14 protein-coding genes are annotated in these 19,764 nt (G+C 68.4%); 9 read left to right on the forward strand and 5 right to left on the reverse strand.

Annotated features, from left to right (window positions below; genetic code table 11):
• Positions 1-6: 6 nt before the first annotated feature.
• From GVO57_RS09475 to GVO57_RS09490, 4 genes are read right to left on the reverse strand one after another with little or no spacing between them, the layout of a single operon-like run.
• Positions 7-1,245, reverse strand: a complete 1,239-nt coding sequence (locus GVO57_RS09475) for a TolC family protein (protein ID WP_160592938.1) — start codon at positions 1,243-1,245, stop codon at positions 7-9.
• The gene (locus tag GVO57_RS09480; protein WP_160592939.1) at positions 1,238-3,655 is read right to left on the reverse strand and encodes an ABC transporter permease; all 2,418 of its coding nucleotides are present in this window, start codon (positions 3,653-3,655) and stop codon (positions 1,238-1,240) included. The genes GVO57_RS09475 and GVO57_RS09480 overlap by 8 nt, the downstream gene beginning before the upstream one ends.
• 10 nt (positions 3,656-3,665) lie before the next feature.
• The gene (locus GVO57_RS09485; protein ID WP_160592940.1) at positions 3,666-4,343 is read right to left on the reverse strand and encodes an ABC transporter ATP-binding protein; all 678 of its coding nucleotides are present in this window, start codon (positions 4,341-4,343) and stop codon (positions 3,666-3,668) included.
• Between the two features lie 31 nt (positions 4,344-4,374).
• A complete protein-coding gene (locus GVO57_RS09490; protein ID WP_233281312.1) occupies positions 4,375-5,520 on the reverse strand; it encodes an efflux RND transporter periplasmic adaptor subunit in 1,146 nt (381 codons plus the stop codon).
• Between GVO57_RS09490 and GVO57_RS15020 the strand changes: the two genes are divergently transcribed.
• The 6 genes from GVO57_RS15020 to GVO57_RS09515 all read left to right on the forward strand — a co-directional run bounded on the left by GVO57_RS15020 (position 5,504) and on the right by GVO57_RS09515 (position 13,064).
• Positions 5,504-5,689, forward strand: coding sequence for a hypothetical protein (locus GVO57_RS15020; RefSeq protein WP_233281313.1), 186 nt, complete (start codon positions 5,504-5,506; stop codon positions 5,687-5,689). The genes GVO57_RS09490 and GVO57_RS15020 overlap by 17 nt on opposite strands.
• Before the next feature lie 84 nt (positions 5,690-5,773).
• Positions 5,774-7,012: a sigma-54-dependent transcriptional regulator gene (locus tag GVO57_RS09495; protein WP_233281314.1), complete on the forward strand. Its 1,239-nt coding sequence runs from the start codon at positions 5,774-5,776 to the stop codon at positions 7,010-7,012.
• Positions 7,002-8,153, forward strand: coding sequence for a sensor histidine kinase (locus tag GVO57_RS09500; protein ID WP_160592941.1), 1,152 nt, complete (start codon positions 7,002-7,004; stop codon positions 8,151-8,153). Before GVO57_RS09495 ends, GVO57_RS09500 begins: the two co-directional genes overlap by 11 nt.
• A gap of 653 nt (positions 8,154-8,806) precedes the next feature.
• A complete protein-coding gene (locus tag GVO57_RS09505) occupies positions 8,807-9,964 on the forward strand; it encodes a class III lanthionine synthetase LanKC N-terminal domain-containing protein (RefSeq protein WP_160592942.1) in 1,158 nt (385 codons plus the stop codon).
• Complete coding sequence (locus tag GVO57_RS09510) at positions 9,961-11,520, forward strand: protein kinase/lanthionine synthetase C family protein (RefSeq protein WP_160592943.1); 1,560 nt, start codon at positions 9,961-9,963, stop codon at positions 11,518-11,520. Before GVO57_RS09505 ends, GVO57_RS09510 begins: the two co-directional genes overlap by 4 nt.
• The gene (locus GVO57_RS09515) at positions 11,517-13,064 is read left to right on the forward strand and encodes an ABC transporter transmembrane domain-containing protein (RefSeq protein WP_160592944.1); all 1,548 of its coding nucleotides are present in this window, start codon (positions 11,517-11,519) and stop codon (positions 13,062-13,064) included. Before GVO57_RS09510 ends, GVO57_RS09515 begins: the two co-directional genes overlap by 4 nt.
• A 42-nt stretch (positions 13,065-13,106) precedes the next feature.
• Here the strand turns inward: GVO57_RS09515 and GVO57_RS09520 are convergent, their stop codons facing one another.
• On the reverse strand, positions 13,107-14,216 hold the full coding sequence (locus tag GVO57_RS09520) for a helix-turn-helix transcriptional regulator (RefSeq protein WP_160592945.1): 1,110 nt from the start codon (positions 14,214-14,216) through the stop codon (positions 13,107-13,109).
• A gap of 625 nt (positions 14,217-14,841) precedes the next feature.
• Between GVO57_RS09520 and GVO57_RS09525 the strand changes: the two genes are divergently transcribed.
• The 3 genes from GVO57_RS09525 (at position 14,842) to GVO57_RS09535 (ending at position 19,761) form a co-directional block, all read left to right on the forward strand.
• Positions 14,842-16,761, forward strand: a complete 1,920-nt coding sequence (locus GVO57_RS09525) for a TonB-dependent receptor domain-containing protein (protein ID WP_160592946.1) — start codon at positions 14,842-14,844, stop codon at positions 16,759-16,761.
• Between the two features lie 133 nt (positions 16,762-16,894).
• The gene (locus tag GVO57_RS09530) at positions 16,895-19,021 is read left to right on the forward strand and encodes a TonB-dependent siderophore receptor (protein ID WP_233281315.1); all 2,127 of its coding nucleotides are present in this window, start codon (positions 16,895-16,897) and stop codon (positions 19,019-19,021) included.
• Positions 19,018-19,761, forward strand: coding sequence for an ABC transporter ATP-binding protein (locus GVO57_RS09535; RefSeq protein ID WP_160592947.1), 744 nt, complete (start codon positions 19,018-19,020; stop codon positions 19,759-19,761). Before GVO57_RS09530 ends, GVO57_RS09535 begins: the two co-directional genes overlap by 4 nt.
• The last annotated feature ends 3 nt before the right edge of the window (positions 19,762-19,764 follow it).

Here is a 19,764-nt window from a genome sequence, read left to right on the forward strand (position 1 = left end):
GAACGGTCAATAGCTGTCGGGGCCGAGCAGCCCGGTCGCGCGCAGCAGCGCCGCCTGCTGGATCAGAATGTCGCTGCGGCTGCGCGCCAGGGCGAGCTGTGCGGCGCGCAGCGACCCGTTGGCGATCAGGATATCCAGCGTCGTGCGCAGCGAAAAACCATATTCGGCGCGCACCCCGTTCAGGGCCAGTTCTGCGGCGGCCACCCGGCGGGCATTGGCCTCGGCGCGCGCCTGGGCGGCGATCAGATTGGCCCAGGCGGTCTCGGCCAGCCGGCTGGCCTCGCGCTCGGCGGTGATGGTGGCAAAGCCGGCGGCGCGGTGGCTTGCCCGGGCCGCGCGCACCCGCGACGCGACCAGGCCGCCGGTCAGCAGCGGCACGCGCAGCACCAGATTGGCCGATGCGGCATTGGGCGATGCGGCCAGCCGGTCGTTGACCCCATAGCCATAGCTGGCACCGATCCCCAGATTGGGATTGCCCTCGGCGCGTTCCTGATCGATCCGCGCCGCGGCCGCCATGGTGGCAAGCCGTTGCCGGCGGACCACGGGATTGGCCGCCAGCGCATGGCCGCGTGCCTCGATGACCGATCCGGGCAGGGCGGTGGGGGGCGGCGGCGCCGGGTCAAGCCGTCCGGGGTCGGCGCCGATGGTCGCGCGGTAGACGGCGGCAATGGCGGCGGTTTCGCTTTCGGCGACCGCCAGGTCCGCACGCGCCGATTCAAGCTGCGCTTCGAACTGTGCGACATCGGTGCGCGCCGCCTGCCCCAGCCGGAAGCGCGACCGCGCTTCGGCGACCTGCTGGGCCAGCAGCTCGATATCCGCCTGCGCCACCGCTACAGCCTGCTGCGCATAGAGAAGCTCGGCATAGGCGACGACGACGGTTTCCAGCACCGCCGCTTCGGTATCGCGCACCGCCTCTGCGCCTGCCGCGGCATCCTGCGTCGCGGCCCGCACCGCCGCCGGCACCCGACCGCCGGTCCAGACCGGCAGGTTGGCGGTGATCGCGCCGGTGCCGCCGGTGCCGTTGTCGAACCGGCTATAGCCGCCGGCCCCGTTCAGATCGGCGGTCAGCCGCCCCTGCGCCTGTGCCTGGCTGGGGCTTTCGGCCAGCGCGTCCTGCCGGGCTTTGGCCTCGGCCAGCTGCGGATTGGTCGCATAGGCGGCGGCGATCGCTTCGCGCAGCGTTTCGGCCGCGCATGGGCTGGCCAGGCACAGCATCAGCGCCGCCGCACAGGCGCTCCTATTCATGGCGCAGCGCCCAGGCCGGGGTCGCGCGGCTGGCGCGCAACGCATGGCCGATCACGGTCAGCACCGCGATCAGCACCGCCAATGCACTTGCCGCGATGAAGAACAGCGGCGACAGCGCGATCCGGTCGTCAAACCCGGCCAGCCAGGTGCGCGCCGCGACCAGCGCCAGCGGCCAGGCGATCAGATTGGCCAGCAGCACCGGCCGCACGAACCGGCCGACCAGCAGCCGGACGATATTGACCGATGATGCGCCCAGCGTCTTGCGGATGCCGATTTCCTTGACCCGGCGCTGGGTGTCGAACGCCGCCAGCCCCCACAGGCCAAGACAGCCGATCACCACCGCCAGCCCCGCGCCGATGGCGAACAGCCGCCCGGCGCGGTCATCGTCCTGATAAAGACGCCGCAAATGCGTCTCGCCGGTGTCGGCGATGAACGGCACCTGGGGCAGGATCTGCTGCCAGGCGATCCGCGCGTCTTCCATCACGGCGCGGGTCTGGCCGCGATAGCGCAGCGTCACGACCGGAAACGGGGCGACGCCGCGAAACGCCATGTAATAGGCCGGATCGCTCGGCAGGCGCGGCGAGGCAAAGCGCAGATCCTCGACCACGCCGATGATGGTCCGCGGCCCTTCGGTCTGGAAGGTCTTGCCGATCGCATCCTGCGGTGTGGCAAAGCCCAGCCGGGCCGCCGCCGTGCGGTTGATGACGATGTTGCGCTCCCCCTCTGGCGGGATGCCGGAGGCATCGTCGGTGCGCCGTGCGTCGTCGAACAGCCGCCCGGCGAGCAGCCGGGGCCGGTAGACGGCGAAGAAATCGCTGCCGACCAGAACGCGGCGCAGCGCGGGGCCGGTGCCGGGGCGTCCGGGCACGGCGAAATTGTCGAGATTGTTGTTGCCAAGCCCCCCGACCGCGGCATCGGCGGTGGTCACCGCCGACACGCCGGGCACGGCGCGGAATGCCGCCATCAGCCGCGCCGTCGGTCCCGGTTCGAGGTCGCTATAGTTGAGCGACGAGACGACCAGCAGCCCGTCGCGCTCAAACCCCAGGTCGGTCGCACGGACGTGGCGCATCTGCGCGATCAGCACCAGCGCGCAGATGATGAACGCGGTGGCGAGCGCGAACTGCAGGACGACCAGCGCCTCGCGGGTCCGCGCCCCGCTGCGCCCGCCGCCGGGCGCACGTGCCGAGGCGAGCACCTGGGCCGGTGGAAAGCCGGACAGCAACAGGGCCGGGTAAAGCCCCGCCACGATCCCGATCACCACCGTCAGCAGGGCAAGCGCGGGCAGCACGATCGCATAGGGGATGGTGAGCGACAGGCCGCCTGCGGCATTGACGAAGGGCAGGCTCAGTTCGGTCAGGATCAGCCCCAGGAGCGTGGCCAGCGCTGCGGTCAGCACCGATTCGGTCAGAAACTGCCGCATCAGCATGGGCCGGTCCCCGCCCAGCACCTTGCGCACCGCCACTTCGCGCGCGCGCAGCCCGGCCCGCGCGGTCGCCAGATTCACATAGTTAACCGCCGCGATGAACAGCGTCAGCAGCCCGACCAGGCCGAGCGTTGCGACAGTGAGCCTGAGCGACGCGCCCTCCTTGCCGGCGGGATGAAGATGCTGCTCGGCAATCGGCAGCAGCTTCAGCGCCACCGTGTCCGACGCGTTCGGCCCCAGATCGGCAAAGCCGCGCCGGTCGATGAAACCGGGCAGCCGCCCGGCGAACGCGCTGGCCGCATCGGCGCTCGGGAACCGCAAATAGGTGGCGACTGCGGTGCTGCCCCATTTATACCACCAGTCCTCGCCATGAACGGCCGGGATGCGCGTCAGCATTGTGAAGCGCAGATCGGTGTTGCCGGGCAGATCCTCGAACACCCCTGTCACGCGGTAGTTCGCGGTTTTCTCAAGCGTGATCGCCAGCGTCTGGCCGATCGGGTCGGCATTGCCGAAATAGCGGCGCGCGGCGGTGGCGCTCAGCACCACCGCATTCGGATCGGCAAGCGCGGTCGCCGGATCGCCGCGCTGCATCACCAGCGGGAACACCTTCAGGAAATCGGCATCGACCTGCGCGATATCGTCGAGCACCGCCGCCCCGTCATGGATGACGCTGCCGCCCGCTTCGCCGCCCTGGATGCGGGTGCCGACCAGGCCGGGGAAATCCTGCTTCAGCTGTTCGAGCAGGCCGCCCATCGTATAGGGCAGGGTGCCGGTGAACGGCCCGTCGGTGCGCCGCCATTCGGTCTGCACCAGCTGCACCCGGTCATGGCCGGGCAGCCATTTTTCAAAGCTGGTCTGGAAATGCACATACAGGCCGAGCACCAGAAATGCGGCGATGCCGAGCGCCAGGCCGCCAATGGTCAGCAGCGCCTCGCGCTTGTGGCGGGTCAGCGCGCGATAGAAATTGATCAGGGACAGGCTGGTCATCACGGTCCCCTCAGTGGCGGCGCGCGGCAGAGGCGATGATCCGCCCGTCGAGCATGTCGATCCGGCGCTTCGCCATATCGGCATGGCTGGGCGAATGGGTGACCATCACGATGGTCGCGCCTTCATCGTTCAGCCCGGTCAGGATCTTCATCACCTGTTCGCCATTGGCGGTATCCAGATTGCCGGTCGGTTCGTCCGCCAGGATCAGGCGCGGTTCGCCGACGATCGCGCGGGCGATGGCGGCGCGCTGCTGCTGGCCGCCCGACAGCTGGTGAGGAAAATGGCGCGCCCGATGGGCGATGCCGACCTTGTCCATCGCCGCGCGCACCCGTGCCCGGCGATCGGTCGCGTCGCGCCGATAGGCGAGGCCGAGCGCGACATTCTCCTCGATCGTCAGTTCATCGATCAGGTTGAAGCTCTGGAACACAAAGCCCAGATTTTCGGCGCGGAAACGGGCCAGCGCCCGTTCGTCGAGCGCGGCCAGATCGCGGTCGCCGAACAGATAGCGGCCCGCACTTGGCCGGTCGACGGTGCCCAGCGTGTTGAGCAGGGTCGATTTGCCGCAGCCCGACGGGCCCATGATCGCCACGAACTCGCCCGCCTCGACCGCAAGGTCGATCCGGTCGAGCGCGGTCGTTTCGACCTCGTCGGAGATATAGCGGCGCTCGATATTTTCCAGACGGATCACCGATCCCTCCCTTTTCAGCCGATGTTGCGTGTCAGCGGATGTTGATGACGTCGTCCTGCACCGACGACAGGTTCGACAGGATGATGCGCTCGCCGGCACGCAGGCCCGACAGGATTTCGGCCTGTTGCGGGTTGCGGCGGCCGACACGCACCGCCCGGCGGCGTGCATGGCGGCCACCCGCGTCGAGCACGAACACGCTCGCACCGCCGCCGCTCTCCAGCCAGCCGCCGACCGGGGCGACCAGCGCCGGGGCGGTGCTGCCCAGGGTGATGCGCACGTCGAGCGTCTGGCCCCGGTTCAGCCCCGGCGGCGGGGCGGCAAAGGCCAGTTCGACGCGGAAACGCCCGTCGCGCACCGTGGGCAGCACCTTGGCGACGGTCAGCTGCCCGCCGGCAAAGCGCGCCGGCTGGCCGGGGGCGACGCGGCCGAGATGATATTCATCGACATCGGCCTCGAGCTTCCAATATCCCTCGCTGTCGACCTGACCGGCCGGATCGCCGGCTTTCAGCGACTGGCCCGGCTGCAGGGTGAAGTTGGTCAGCCGCCCGGCGGTCGGCGCGCGCACGATGAGCGCATCGCGCCCCGCCCTGAGCGCGGCGAGGCTTTTGACCAGCCTTTGCCGCGTGTCCTCCAGCCTTGCGGCCTGGGTGCGGGTGATGCCGGCTTCCGCCGCGCTGCCCGCGCGCAGCTGGGCCAGCCGCTTTTCCTGATAGGCGGCTTCCTCGGCATAGCTGGCCACGCCCTCGTCGGACAGAAACCCCTCGGCGCGCAGCTGTTCGCGGATCGACAGATCGCGCCTGGCCTTGATGGTGCTGTAACTGGCCTGGGCGATCTGCTCGGCTCGGTCGAGGCGGCTGCGTTCGATGTTCAGCCCTTCGCCGGCAATGCCGCCAAGCTGGCTGGCAATCTGCGCCTCGCGCGTCAGCACATCCAGCTCAAGCGCGGGGTTGGTCAGCCGGGCGAGCGGCTGGCCCTCGGTCACCAGCGCGCCGTCTTGCACCAGCAGCTTTTCAACCTGGCCGCCCGACAGCACGCCCACCAGCGTGCTGACCCGCGGCGCGACCACCGCCCGGACCGGCAGATAATCGGCAAAGGGCGCGCGCCGGACCGTGCCCGTCTCGATATCGGCGGCGGCCATGTCGACCGATCCGCCCGCCGGCATGCGCCAGATCAGCACTGCTGCAAGGCAAAGCCCGGTCGCGGCCCAGATTATGCCCCGTTTCCAGAACGGCCGTGCTGAACGCGCGACCCGCCGGTCCATTCCTGCGCCGGGGAAATCGGTTGATTGCATCGCCTGTTCGGTCATCATGCCGGACAGTATCGCCGGGATCGGGCTGAAAGACTAAACGCCTATGAATGAACGCGAAATCCAGACAGCCGATAACAATGCCCGTCCAGATGCGGACAGTGTGTCCGCAAATGGACAGGTCGTGCCCGTGTCAAGCGGAGCGGCGATTCTGCTGATCGACGACAATCCGGAGATTGCGCGCGCGGTGGCAATCGCGTTTCGCATTGCGGGCGATGCTGTCGACTGGGCAAACGGACCTGACGAGGCCTGGTCCGCCATTGCCCGCCGGCGTTATGATGCGATCCTGCTTGACATGAACTTTACCGCCGGGGCCGCCGACGGGGAGGAGGGGCTGGCCTGTCTGCGCCGGATCATCGCTGCCGATCCGCAGGCCTGTGTGGTGGTGATCACCGCGCATAGCGGCATCCGCATCGCCGTTGCCGCGATGCAGGCCGGCGCGCGCGATTTCGTGATGAAGCCGTGGCGCAACGCCGATCTGATCGACAAGGTGCGGGCGGCCATTGCCGGGCAGACGCTGCGTCCGGCCGCGATGTCATCGCCGTCTGTCCAACCCATAAGCGGGGCGGAACCGCCACCGACCCTGATCGGCGAAAGCGCGGTGATGGCCGAAGTGCGCGCGCTGATCGGGCGGGTCGGGCCGACCCGCGCGAGCGTGACGGTCACCGGCCCGCCCGGCAGCGGGCGCACCCTGGCGGCGCGCGCGATCCATGCCGCGTCGGCCGATGCCGCCAGCGCGATCATGCGTGTCGATGTGCGCGATCCGGACCAGCTGGCCGCGCTGGCCGGTGCCGGCGGCACGGTGCTGCTGCGTCATCCGGACGCGCTCGATCCGGTGGCGCAGGACAGTCTGGCCGACCGGCTGCCGCCGGAGCTGCGCTGCCTGACGGTCGCGGAAACGGTCGACCGCCTGACCCCGGCGCTGCGCCGCCGGCTGGCAACGGTCGAGCTGGCCATGCCGCCACTTTCGCGGCGTGGCGATGATGTGCTGCGGCTGGCGCGCCATTTCGCCCGCATGGCCGCAGACCGGTTCGGCCGGCCCCAGCCTGTCTTCACCCCGGCGGCCGAGGCGGGATTGCGGGCGGCATTCTGGCCGGACGAGGTGCGCGGCCTGGCGCTTGCGGTCGAGCGGGCGGTGGTGCTGGCCGAGGATGGCCGGATCGATATGGCGATGCTCGATCCCGCCGGCCCGGCGGTCGCGGACAGCGCGACGCCCGAGCCGCGCTTTGATCTGACCGATGCCGAACAGACGATGATCAGGGCCGCGCTCAGGGAGCATCGCCACAATGTATCGCGCGCGGCCGCCGCGCTGGGCCTCAGCCGGGGCGCGCTGTATCGGCGGATGGCGCGCTATGGGCTTTGACCGGCGGGTGCCCGTTCTCGGCCATGCGCTTGGGCTGATCGGGTGCGGCGTGGCCGGGCATTTTGCCTGGGCGGCAGGCTATTGGGGCGTGCTCGCCGGGGCGATCCTGATCGCCGTCTGGCTGGCTGTTCTGGGCATGTTGTTCGTGGCCCGCCAGACGGCGATGCGGGACATGGGGGGCGAACCGCCGGCGGATATCGCGTTTGACCGGCTGATCCTCGACGGCGCGCCGGTGCCGATGGTCGAAATCGCTGCCGGCCATGTGCGCGCGCTCAACCGTGCCGCGCGCCGGCTGTTCGGGGCCGATGAACGGATCCTGCCGGTGCCCGCCGGGCTGCTCGATCCGGCAGCGCATCATTTGCGCTATGAAGGGCGGCAGTGGCGGATCGACCGGGTCGTGCTGGGCGGGGCGGAACAGGGGCGGACGGTCGCGTCGCTGATCGATGTCGATCAGGAGGCACAGGCGGCCGAGGCGCGGGCATCGTCCGAGATGATCCATGTGCTCGGCCATGAGCTGCTGAACGGCCTCGCGCCGATCGTGTCGCTGGCGGAAAGCGGGGAGGCGGTGCTCGACGCCGGCGGGGCCGATCCGGCGCTGCTGCGCGAGATCCTGACGACGCTTGGCCGGCGCGCGGAGAGCCTGCAGCGTTTCACCGAGGCTTATCGTGAACTGGCGCGCCTGCCGCCGCCGCGGCTGGAGCCGGTGCCGGTTGCCGAACTGGCGCAGGACATGGCGCGGCTGTTCGCCAGCCGCTGGCCGGGCGTGACCCTCACGGTCATGGTGGCCGCGGAGGGGCGCTGGCCGCTTGACCGCGATCAGATCGGCCAGGCGCTGTGGGCGCTGCTGCAGAATGCCGCCGAAGCGGCGACGGCGGCGCGCGGCGATCGTGCGGAGGTGCGGCTGGCGCTGCGCTGCGATCCTGCCGGTCTTGCCCTGAGCGTCGAGGACAATGGCCCCGGGGTCGCCCCCGAACAGGCGGGGCGGATCTTCCGCCCGTTTCAGACCAGCAAGGTGGAAGGCACCGGCGTCGGGCTGAGCCTAGCCCGCCAGATTGCCCAGGCGCATGGTGGCACGCTGACGGTGCGGCCGGGCCCGTCGGCGCTGTTCACCCTGCAACTGCCGCGCCCGTCCGCGCCCTAGCGCGGTTTCAGGCCGATCACCCGGCGGCTTGGAAAATCGGCAAACAAGGGGCCGGCGCGGCGGAGCGGGTGCAATCGGATCGGAAACGGCTCTGACCTGGTGATGGCGCGGCATCACGCATGTCACGGATCGATAGAATAAGGATTATTCATCGCGGCATGATGCGCCGTATATTCCCTCTACGGGTAGGCAAGTTCAGTCCGTTGCGGACAATCTTCAGTTCAAAACGGCAACAGGACAATATTGACGCTTCAGTAAACGATCTCTTGATTGCGCGACGGAACCGGATGGTCTGGTTCTGGCGACTCATCAACATGAAAATGTTGAAGTCGTGAACAAAAAAGGGTGAAATGACATGAACCGTATCCTGAAGCTGCAGCGCATGGCCCCGATCAGACCCACTCGCCCAGCTCGGCGCTGAGCACCGGCAGCTCGACCTCCGACTGCTGCAAGAAGAGCGCGCAGCGCTAATCCGGCGGTCAGGCCGCGTGTCCGGTCCATCGGGCCGGGCACCCGGCCGCCGCCCGGCAGTGGCGCCGTCCGGGGACGGCGCCACTGCCGATCCGCCATGTCCTTTGCCGCCGCGCCGGCCCGTCGTGATGCGCAGAGCGCGCCCGGCGCCGCTGCCGCGCGCCGTTCCTGCCGGGTGATCTATGCTGGCCTCGATAAGCTCGCTGCGCGACATGCGCCATGTCGACAAGACCTATTATCTCGGGTCTGACGACCGGTTCTACGAACTGAATTACACGCATTACACGCCAAGCGACGAGCTGCTCGATCTGGTGCGGCCGCTGCTCGAGCCGCTGGGCGCGGCCTGGCAGGTGCGCCGGGCGGATGTGTGGACGCACATCATGCCGGTGCCGCAGGACGGTGAGCCCGAGCTGCTGGCGCAGGGCTGGAAAATCCATGTTTCGGCGACCAACCTGTCGTGCCGGGAGATCCTGACCCGCATCGCCACGCTCGCGATTGCGCGGCGGATCCAGTTCAAGTTCGCCAATGATGTCGAAACGCTGCGGCTGATGACGTCCAAGCGCTGGACGCGCGGCGGATCGGGCAAGTTCATCACCGTCTATCCCAAAAGTCTCGACGAGTTTCAGGAGTTTATCGACGCTGCTTATGCCGCGCTCGACGGCTGTCAGGGCTCCTATATCCTGTCGGACCGGCGCTACAAGGACAGCCGCTGCCTCTATTACCGCTATGGCGGGATGCGTGCGACGCGGCGGCTCGACTGCCTCGGGCGCAGGCTGGAGGTGCTGACCTCGCCGGACGGGGAGGAGGTGCTCGATCAGCGCCGACCCTATTTCGAGCTGCCGGCTTGGGTGCCGGACCTGTATCCGCCCGAACCGGCCGATGCTGGCAGCGACGATGCGGACGACGCGGTGACGCTCGATCACGGGCGCTATGTCGTGCGCAGCGCCCTGACCTTTTCCAACACCGGCGGCGTTTATCTGGCGCAGGACACACAGACCGGTCGCGACGTGATCATCAAGGAAGCGCGGCCGGGCGTCGAACTCAGCGCGTGCGGCCAGGACGCGACCGACCGGCTGGCGCATGAGGCGGAGATTCTGCGCACGCTCGCTGGCATGGGCATCGTGCCCGAGGTCCATGCGACCTTCCGCGACTGGGAAAATCTCTATCTGGTCGAGGAGCAGCTTGCGGGCGAGGATATCCGCAACATCATGCTGCTCAACACGCCGCTGCTGCGTGTCAATCCGACCGCCGGGCAGAGCGCTGATTTCTACCGCATCTATCTGGGCATCTTCAAAAGCCTGTTGATGGCGGTCGACCGCATCCATGGCCGGGGGTGGTGATCGGCGATCTGTCGCCCACCAACATCCTGGTCGACAAGGACAGCGGCACGGTGCGCCTGATCGATTTCGAGGGCGCCTTCCGGCCGGGCGTGGATACACCGCAGGACATTCATACCCCGGGCTTCCGCTCCGCTGCTGCCGGGCGGGCGCGGGAAAACAGCTTTGCCGACGACATCTACGCCGTCGGCGTGATCATGATGTATTCGATGTTCCCGATCGCGGCGATGGCGCATCTGCGCCGCGACGTGTTCGACACCGTGCTGCCGGTGCTGGTCGCTGATATCGGCTGGGCCGACACCCCGGTGCTTGAGGTGGCGCGGGGGCTGATCGCCCAGCGCCTGACCTGCCAGCAGGCGCTGGCGCTGCTGGATCGCCCGGCGCGGATCGCGGCACCGCTGCCGCGCGTCGCGCATGACCGCCCGGATGCAGTGCCTGCAAGGCCCGATCTGGCCGAGGTCGAGCAGGGACTGGCCGGGTTCATCGCCGCCAATTGCCGCCTTGATGACAAATACACGCTGTTTCCGATCGATCCCTACGGCCTGCACAGCAACCCGCTCGGCTTCGGGTTCGGCGCGTCGGGGATCGTATCGACACTCCACAGTGTCGGGGTGGCGCTGCCCGACCCCGCCGTGCAGCGTTACCGGCGCGAGATCGCGGCTGTCGATCCTGATGATCTGCCGCCGGGCCTGCTGATCGGCACGGCCGGCATGGCGCTTGGCCTGATGGGGGCCGGCGATCCGGGGGCGGCGCGGCGTTTCCTTGATCATGCCAATGCCAGTCCGCTCGCACGCGGCCATCACTCGCTTTATTACGGAATGGCGGGCATCGGGATGGTCAACCTGCTTGGCCACCAGCTGTTTGGCGACGCGGCATATCTGGCAAGGGCGGTCGAGCTGGCCGAGGCGCTGCGCGCCACCGCCCGGCGCGACGCGCGCGGCGTCCACTGGCATGACGGCGGCGGCATCCGTATCGGCTTTGGCTATGGGCAGAGCGGCGTCGCGCTGTTCCTGCTCAGGCTGTCGCAAATGCTGGGCGCACCCGAATGGCGTGCGCTCGGCAGCGAGGCGCTGGATTTTGATCTGGCCTTTGGTCACGAGGTCGAGCCCGGCATCGTCAGCTTTCCGGAATCGCCCGAGAACCGGACCACGCTTGAACAATATATCGAACAGGGCAGCGCCGGCATCGCCAAGGTCGCCATCCGCTATGGCCGGATCGACGGGATCGGTGCTCTACTCGCCGATCTCGACCGGAAATATTCGGGTTTTCCGGGGCTGATCTACGGCCTGTCGGGCTTTGTCGATGTGCTGACCGATGCGCATCTCTATTCGGGTGATGCCCGCTATCTGGAGATGGCGCGGCGGCCGGTGCAGGGGTTGCTCGACCTTTATCTGTTCAGGACCGAGGACGGGCTGGCGATGCCCGGTGAAAATCTGTTCCGCATTTCGTGCGACTATGCGACCGGGCTGGCCGGGGTCGTCAGGACGCTCAACCGCCGCCGCCGCCTGATCGGCGATGCCTTCTGCCTTGACGGGCTCGACGGGCTGGCCGTCGCATGACGATGCGCAACTTTGTCGGCCTGCTCGGCGATCAGCGCGGCCATTATCTGCTCGTGATGCTCTGCGCGGCGCTGGTCACGGGCAGCGAGGCGGTGCTGCACCCGCTGCTGATGAAGGCGATTTTCGACGCCGTGTCGGTGCGCGAGAGCTTTGCGCATTTCGTCTGGCTCGGCCTTGGCTATCTGGCGCTGGGCGTCGGCATCAACATCCTGAATTATGGCGTGTCGCTGTGGAAGCTCAGGGTCGACAACCGCATCGTCGCGCGGGTGAGCGATCGGCTGCTGCGCGCCTATTTCAGCCGCGACTATGGCACGCTGATGCGCGAAGGCAGCGGCTATTATGTCGCCCGCATCCGTTCCGATGTGCGCGACGGGCTGGTGCCGATGCTGGCGACGGTGCGGGCGATGGCCGTCAGCGCCACGACCGTCGTGCTGCTGATCGCGGTGCTGCTTTACCTGTCGTGGCAGGCCTTTGCGATCCTGATGGTCATCATCCCGGTGTCGACCGCCGTCAGCCTGCTGGTCAGCCGGCGCATCCGCCGCCTGACCGAGGTGGAGCGCGACAGCGAGGCTGCGGTCGTCGACATCCTCACCCGCGCGGTCGGCGCGTTCAAGATCGTGCGCGGCTTCGGCCTGGTGCCCCGCACGATCGCCAGTTTCGCGCACGGCCTCGGCTCGGCGCTCGATTCAGCCTATCGCAAGTCGCGGCTGGTCTGGCTGTTGCAGCGGGGCAGCGACCTGACGATGGTGGTATCGGATGTGTGTTCGATCTTTGTCGGCGCCTATCTGGTGTTTCGCGACCAGCTCAGCCTGGGGTCGTTCATCGCCTTCATGAACGCATTCTGGCGGGCGGCGACGACGGTGATCGATATTTTCAGCAAGCTCGCCGAAATCCATGGCTATGGCGCGACCATTGACCGGCTGGCGGCGTTCATGGCGGTGCCGCCCGCGCCGCGCCGCCATGTGACGGGCGCTGAGGTGAGCGCGGCGGGGATCGGTTTTTCCTACGACGCGCGGCCGGTGCTGAGCGGCTTTTCCATGGATGTTGCCCCCGGCGAGCGGGCGCTGATCATCGGCCGCAACGGGGTGGGCAAGACCACGCTCGCCAACATCCTGTGCGGCTATCTGGCCCCGTCGACCGGCGCGCTGACGCTGCCGGAGCGGGTGAGCGGGATCACGCTGCCGCTCAGTTTCCCGCCGATGCAGGTGCGCGACCTGCCAATCGATCCGGAGCTGCGCGCGCTGTTCGGGCTGGAGGCAGCCGAGATCCTGGACGCCGCGCCCGACCGGCTGTCCGCCGGGCAGCAGCAGAAGGTCGCCCTCGGCCTCGCGCTCAGCATGGATGCACAGCTTTATGTGCTGGATGAGCCGCTCGCCAATCTGGACACCGCCAGCTGCGACCTGGCGATGCGCGAAATCTGCCGCCGGACCGAGGGGCGCATGCTCGTCATGATCATGCACAATGCCGATGACTATCTGCCGATGTTCGATCACGTCCATGTGCTGGGCGAAACACCCCGGCAGCGCGTGGCGCAGCGGGTCTGATCGGGCCATCCGGCTGGCCCCAAAGCCGTTTGTCGGCAATGTTCAGGGGCGCAGCAGCCGAGACGTCAGCTGGATCAGGTCTGCCTGGCGGCGCAGACCCATTTTCTGGAAGATGCGTTTCAGGTGGGTCCGCGCGGTTTCGCGGGTGATGTCCAGATCGGCGGCGATGTTGGTCAGGTTGGAACCGAAGCCGACCATCACCGCGATCCGCGCTTCCTGCGGGGTCAGCCCGAAGCTATCGATCAGCGTTTCGGCGACATGGCTTGAATCGCGGCGCTGCATCTCGAGCGAGACGAGCGCCACCGCGCGATTGAGGAACACCGTCTCGCGGGCGGCGGGCAGGGGCGCAAAGCTTGCCGCCGCCACCCAGCTCGGGTCGCGCGGCGTGCGCGAGACGATCACCGGCACGGTGCGCAGACCGGCGGCCGTGCGTTCCAGCGCTTCGCTGATCCGCGCCTGGACGATGACGCGCGTCGCGCCCAGCCGGCCGTTGCGGACGTGAAGCTGCCCGGTCTCTGCGAGGTCGCGCATGAAGGCGTCGGTGGCCATCAGCACCCGGGCCTGATCGTCGAGCAGGCAGATCGAGCGTGTTCCGTGCGCGCTCAGGCCATTCCAGTAGGACCGCAGCACATCGGCTGCATGGCGCAGCGAAATCTTCAGGCTGGTGTCGATTTCCGCCGCGATCATCTGCATGACCCGGCGGTCGGCATCGTTGAACGGCCCGTCGGCCCGCGCCCGGTGAAGCTGGAGCGACGCGGCATGCCGGCCTTCCTTGACCACCAGCGACAGCTGGTGTCGCACGCCCAGCTTGCGTTCCAGCCACGCGATCACCGCGGGCGACCGGCGGTCTTCGGCCGGAAACGCATCGGCATCGGTATAGACGGATCCGTCGGGCAGCCGGGCCAGCAATTCGGGGTGAAAGTCGGTGTGGCGCAGCTCGTTGGTATAGCGTGACCAGATCTGTTCGGATGTCAGCGGAAATCCGCACATCATGGCGTGAATGAATGCCATGGAATCCAGATCGCAGATCGCAAGTGCCGCGCCGCGAACGCCGAAGAATTCCAAGACGGACTGGACAAGATCCTCCCACAGATCGGGATTGTGTGCCGATCTGAGGGCCGCGCCATTCAGCCGGCGCAGGAAATCCGTCAAATGATCAACGGCAACAGGCAAGAAGAAGCGCCTTCCTCTGGTGGTTTGTCTCAAGCGTTATCAGGGTCTTATCGCGCCATGCCATACCCCATTCGGAGTAGTTGCTTCCCATAGGCCGCAGGACCGGATCTCGCCCCGGTCAGGCGGGGCGCATGCCGGCCGGCCGGCCGGTGTCCGGATCATCACACCGCGTGAAGGAGGCAGGGTGATGAAATGTCGGAATATTCTGTCCATCGCTGCGAGCCGGTAACAGCATGGGTCACACCGGTTCTGCAATGCCTGGCCAGTAAAACAACCAAAATGGACTGAAATCAACATCGCCGCTGGGGAGGCGGATCAGTGCGGGCTGCGGGGATGGCGGGACTTGATTGAAATCCGCGGCATCACCCGATCGGGTGATCGACGGCGCGGCATCGTGCGGTCAGGATCGGACCAGGACCCCGCCGGTCTGGCGGGGCCGGGGTGTGTCCGGGCGGCGGATGGCGGGCGTGGGCCTGTGGCCCTGCGTCTCCCGATCCGTCCGTCGCCCGCGATCATGCCGGGCCCCGGACATGCCGGTGGCGCCTGCCCCGCGCATTGCCCCCTTGCACCTGCGCCCGAAATCGGCATGTGACACTGTCACGTCATGCGTCACGCCGTCCGTTCTTTTTTCCTGCCGGTCCTGGTCCTTGCTGCCCCCGCGGCGGCGCAGCGCGTTGGCGACAATGCTGCCGTCGCGGCCGAGGACGCGTTCGGCACCAGCGTCGGCAACGAACGCGTGGGGCTTTACAGCAGCTCTGACGTGCGCGGCTTCTCGCCGGTTGCGGCCAACAATATCCGCATCGAGGGGCTGTATATCGACCGGCCCTCGGCGTTCACCGACCGGCTGGTCGAAAGCAACACCATCCGCGTCGGGCTGACCGCGCGGCAATATCTGCTGCCCGCGCCCACCGGCATCGTCGATTACCGCATCCGCCCGGCGGGCAATGATCCGGTGCTGAGCGCGATGGTCGGGCTGAACTCGTTCGGCGGCGGGCGGATCGAGCTGGATGCGCAGATCCCGGTGATCCGCGACCGGCTGAGTATTGTCGCCGGCGCGGCGGGTTTTGCCGAGGAATATGCGAGCGGCGCGGGCGCGATCCTGGCGTCCTATGCGGTCGCCCCGCGCTGGCGCCCGCGCGACGGGGTCGAGATCATCCCGTTCTGGAGCCGGATCGACACCTGGGACCGGGAAGCGACGCCTTTGTTTCTGCCCGCCGGGCCGTTCCTGCCGCCGCGCGTCGCGCGCCGCGACTATATCGGCCCCGACTGGGCCGATACGCGCAACATGGTCACGCATTCGGGCATGATCGCGCGCTGGCGCGAGGGCGACGACTGGTCGCTGGCCGCCGGCCTGTTCCGGTCGGTCACCCGCACGCCCGAACAATATGCCCATATCCTTGCCGATCTGACCCCGGACGGCACGGCGGAACGGCGCATCTCGCGCGATCCGCTGCAGAAGATCGCGGCGACCAGCGGCGAGCTGCGGCTGAGCCGCGCGCTCAGCGACGGGCCGCGCCGCCATGTTCTGCACGCGGTGCTGCGCGGGCGGCTGCGCGACAGCCTGTTTGGCGGCAGCGCCCGGCGGTCGTTCGGGCGGGTGAGCATCACCGACCGGATCGACGTGCCGCAGCCGCTGTTCACCCCCGGCGCGCAGACGGTGGAAGATGTCAGCCAGTGGATCGCCGGCCTTGCCTATGACGGCCGCTGGGACGGCCGGGGGTCGATCAGCCTTGGCATCCAGCGCACCGGCTATCGCAAGACGGTGCTGCGCCCGGGCGCGGCGGGATCGCGCACCACCGACCATGCCTGGCTGCCGACCGCGACCTTCGCGCTCGACCTTGCGCCCGGGCTGGTCGCCTATGGCAGCCATACGCGCGGGCTGGAGGAAAGTGGCATCGCGCCCGACAGCGCGGCCAACCGCACCGAGGTGCTGCCCGCGATCCTGACCCGGCAGAGCGATGCCGGGCTGCGCTGGAAGGTGACCGACAGGCTGAGCCTGATCGGCGGGCTGTTCGACGTCAGCAAACCCTATTTCGCGACCGACGCGCAGAATGTGTTCACCGAGCTGGGCGAGGTGCGCCACCGCGGTGTGGAACTGAGCGCGGCGGGCACTTTGGCCGACGGGCTGACCATCGTTGCCGGTGCGGTGCTGATGCGCCCGCGCGTCACCGGCGCGCCGGTGCGTGAGGGGCGGATCGGCCGCCGCGCGCTCGGCCAGACCGGGCGGACGCTGACCCTGTCGGGCCAATATGCGGTGCCGGGGGCCGAGGGGCTGGCGCTGACGCTGGCCGCCACGCATCGCGGCGCGCGGGTGGCGGACACGCTCAACCTGGTCGAGGTGCCGGCGCGGACGATCATCGATGCGGGCCTGCGCTACACGTTCAAACTGGCGCGCACCCCGGCCTTGCTGCGCTTCACCATCGTCAACCTGACCAATGCCTATGACTGGCAGATCGTCGGCAGCGGCGGCTATCAGGTCAACGCGCCGCGCAACGCGACCCTGTTCCTGACGATGGATTTCTGAGCCACGCGCGCGGGCAACATCTGCTGCTTGCGTCAGTGATGTTATCTTGTATCAAGCGCGCGGAATCGCCCGGCAGGGGGCGCGGAAACAGGGGTTGGAACAGATGCGGGTTTGCGGTCGGACGCCATCGGGCATGGCGATGATGATCGGTCTTGCCCTGGCGGCGGTGCCGGCGGCGGCGGCCGATGTTGACGATGCAGAGGCGGGGGTTGGGCAGATCACGGTCACCGCCCAGCGCCAGGCCTATCGCGGCGATTTCACGCTGCGCGAAACGCCGCAGGCGATTTCGGTGATTTCGACCGAATGGCTCGACCGCACCAATGCGACGCGGCTGAGCGATGCGCTCGACCTCAATGCCGGTGTCGTGCGGCAGAATGCCTTTGGCGGGCTGTGGGATGCCTTTGCGGTGCGCGGCTTTGCCGGCGATCCCAATCTGCCGACCGGCTATCTGGTCAACGGCTTCAATGGCGGGCGCGGCTTTGGCGGCACGCGCGACGCGGCGGGGATCGAGCGGATCGAGGTGCTGAAAGGCCCGAATGCCGCGCTGTTCGGGCGCGGCGAGCCGGGCGGCACGGTCAACATCGTCACCAAGCGCGCCGATTTCGCCACCCATGGCCGGGTGTCGCTGCTCGGCGGCAGCTTTGACCGGCTGCGCGGCGAGGCGGACATCAACCTTGCCGCCGGGGAGACGGTCGCTGTGCGGCTGATCGGCTTTGCCGAACAGTCGGACAGCTTTCGCGATACGGTCGAGAGCAACCGCTTCGGCTTTCTGCCCACGGTCACCTTCAACCCCTGGGCCGGCACCAGCATCACCTATGATCTGGAGGTGACGCGCACCGAAGTGCCGTTTGATCGCGGGATCGCGGCGATCGGCGGGCGGCTCGACGCGCTGCCGCGCGGGCGCTTTCTGGGCGAGCCGGGCGACGGGCCGATCGAGGCCGACGCCACCGGCCAGCAGCTGCAGCTGCAACAGGATCTGGGCGGCAGCTGGAGCCTGTTGCTCGGCACCAGTTTCCGCGAGACGCGGCTGGAGGGGTTCTCGACCGAGGCGGAGCTGGTGCGCGGCCGCCAGCGGCTGTTCCGCGACGGCCGCTCGCTGTCGCGCCAGCGCCGCTATCGCCGCTATACCGCCGATCATTTCGTGCTGCGCGGCGAAGTGGCGGGCCGGTTCGACACGTTTGGGCTGGAACACCGGCTGCTCGCCGGCGCGGATTATGACCGGTTCGACAACAGCCAGCTGTTCCTGCGCGCCCGCCCGCCGGTGATCGGCGCGGCGACCAGCGCGCAGGCGAGCAACGATATCGATGTGCTCGCCCCGGTCTATGGTCGGTTCCCGCTGCCCGTGCCGGGGCCGCAGACCGACCGGCTGGACCGGCAAAAGGCCTGGGGCGCCTATGTGCAGGACCAGATCCGCCTCACCGAGCGGCTGCAGATCCGGCTGGGCGGCCGGTTCGACGATGTCACGATCACCAGCCGCAACCGCACCACCGGCGTCGTCGCGCGGCGCGACCGGACGCGGTTCAGCCCCCAGGCCGGCATCGTCTATGACGCGACGCCCGCCATCGCCCTCTATGCGGCTTATGGCGAGGGGTTCCGGCCCAATCTGGGCGCCGATGTGCGCGGCCAGATCTTCGATCCTGAAACCACCCGCTCGGCTGAAATCGGCACCAAGCTCAGCCTGTTCGACGGGCGGCTGACCGGCACGCTCGCGGCGTTTTCGCTCGCCAAGCGCAACGTGCTGGCCGCCGATCCGGGCAATCCCGGCTTTTCGCTGCCCGTCGGCGCGGCGCGCAGCCGGGGCGTCGAGCTGGATCTCGAAGGGCGGCTGCCGGGCAATCTGACCCTCTGGTTCTCCTATGCCTTTGTCGATGCCGAGGCGCGGCGCGATGTCGCCGATCCCGATTTCGGGCTGGCGATCCGCGCCGGCGATCCGCTGATCAACATCCCGCGCCACAACCTCAATGTGCAGCTCGCCCGGCGCTTCGATCTGGGCGCCACGCCGCTCGATCTGGGGGCGGGCGTCCAGCATGTCGGCCGGCGGCTGGGTGAGGCGGGGACGGACTTTTTCCTGCCCGCGCACACGCTGGTGCGCCTGTTCGCAAGCGCGCGGCTGAGCGACCGGGTCGAGCTGTTCGGGGAGGTGACGAACCTGTTCAACGAACGCTGGTATGCCAACAGCTTTGCCCAGCTGTGGGTGCAGCCGGGCATGCCGCGCGCGGGCGCGGTCACGCTGCGCTATGCCTTTGGAGGACGTCCATGAACCTGCTTGCCATTGACGGGCTGGCGGTCGACCGGGGCGGGCGGCGGATCGTCGATGGTCTGTCGCTCAGCGTCGCGCCGGGCCAGGTCTATGCGCTGCTGGGCGGCAACGGATCGGGCAAGTCGACGACGGTCGCCGCCATCCTCGGCCTGTTGCCGCGCGCCGGCGGGTCGATCCTGGTCGGCGGCGAGGATCCGGCGCGCGCGCCCGATGCGGTGCGCCGCGCAATCGCCTATCTGCCCGAAAATGTCGCGCTTTATGATCATCTGAGCGCGCGCGAGAATGTCCGCTATTTCCTCGACATTGCCGGGATCAGGCCGGCGGCGACCGAGATTGCGGCGGCGTTCGATGCCGTCCGCCTCGATCCCGCCGCGTGGGACCGGCGGGCCGGGGCGTTTTCCAAAGGGATGCGCCAGAAAACGGCGATCGCGCTCGCCATGCTGCGCCGCGCGCCGCTGCTGCTGCTCGACGAGCCGACATCGGGGCTGGACCCGAAAGCAGCCGAGGATTTCCACGCGCTGGTCGAGGATGTCGGCCGGCGCGGCATCGGCGTGCTGATGGTGACGCACGACCTGCTGGGCGCTGCCGATGTCGCCGACCGGATCGGGCTGATCCGCGACGGCCGCATCGCTGCCGAATGGGATGCGATGATCGGCAGCGATCAGTCTGCGACAGGCGCGCGGTTCGACCTGCAGACGCTCTACCGCGCCTTTCAGGGCGTGGGGCGCGACCCGGCATGACGA

This window comes from Sphingomonas changnyeongensis (assembly GCF_009913435.1).
Classification (GTDB): Bacteria; Pseudomonadota; Alphaproteobacteria; order Sphingomonadales; family Sphingomonadaceae; genus Sphingomonas_B; species Sphingomonas_B changnyeongensis.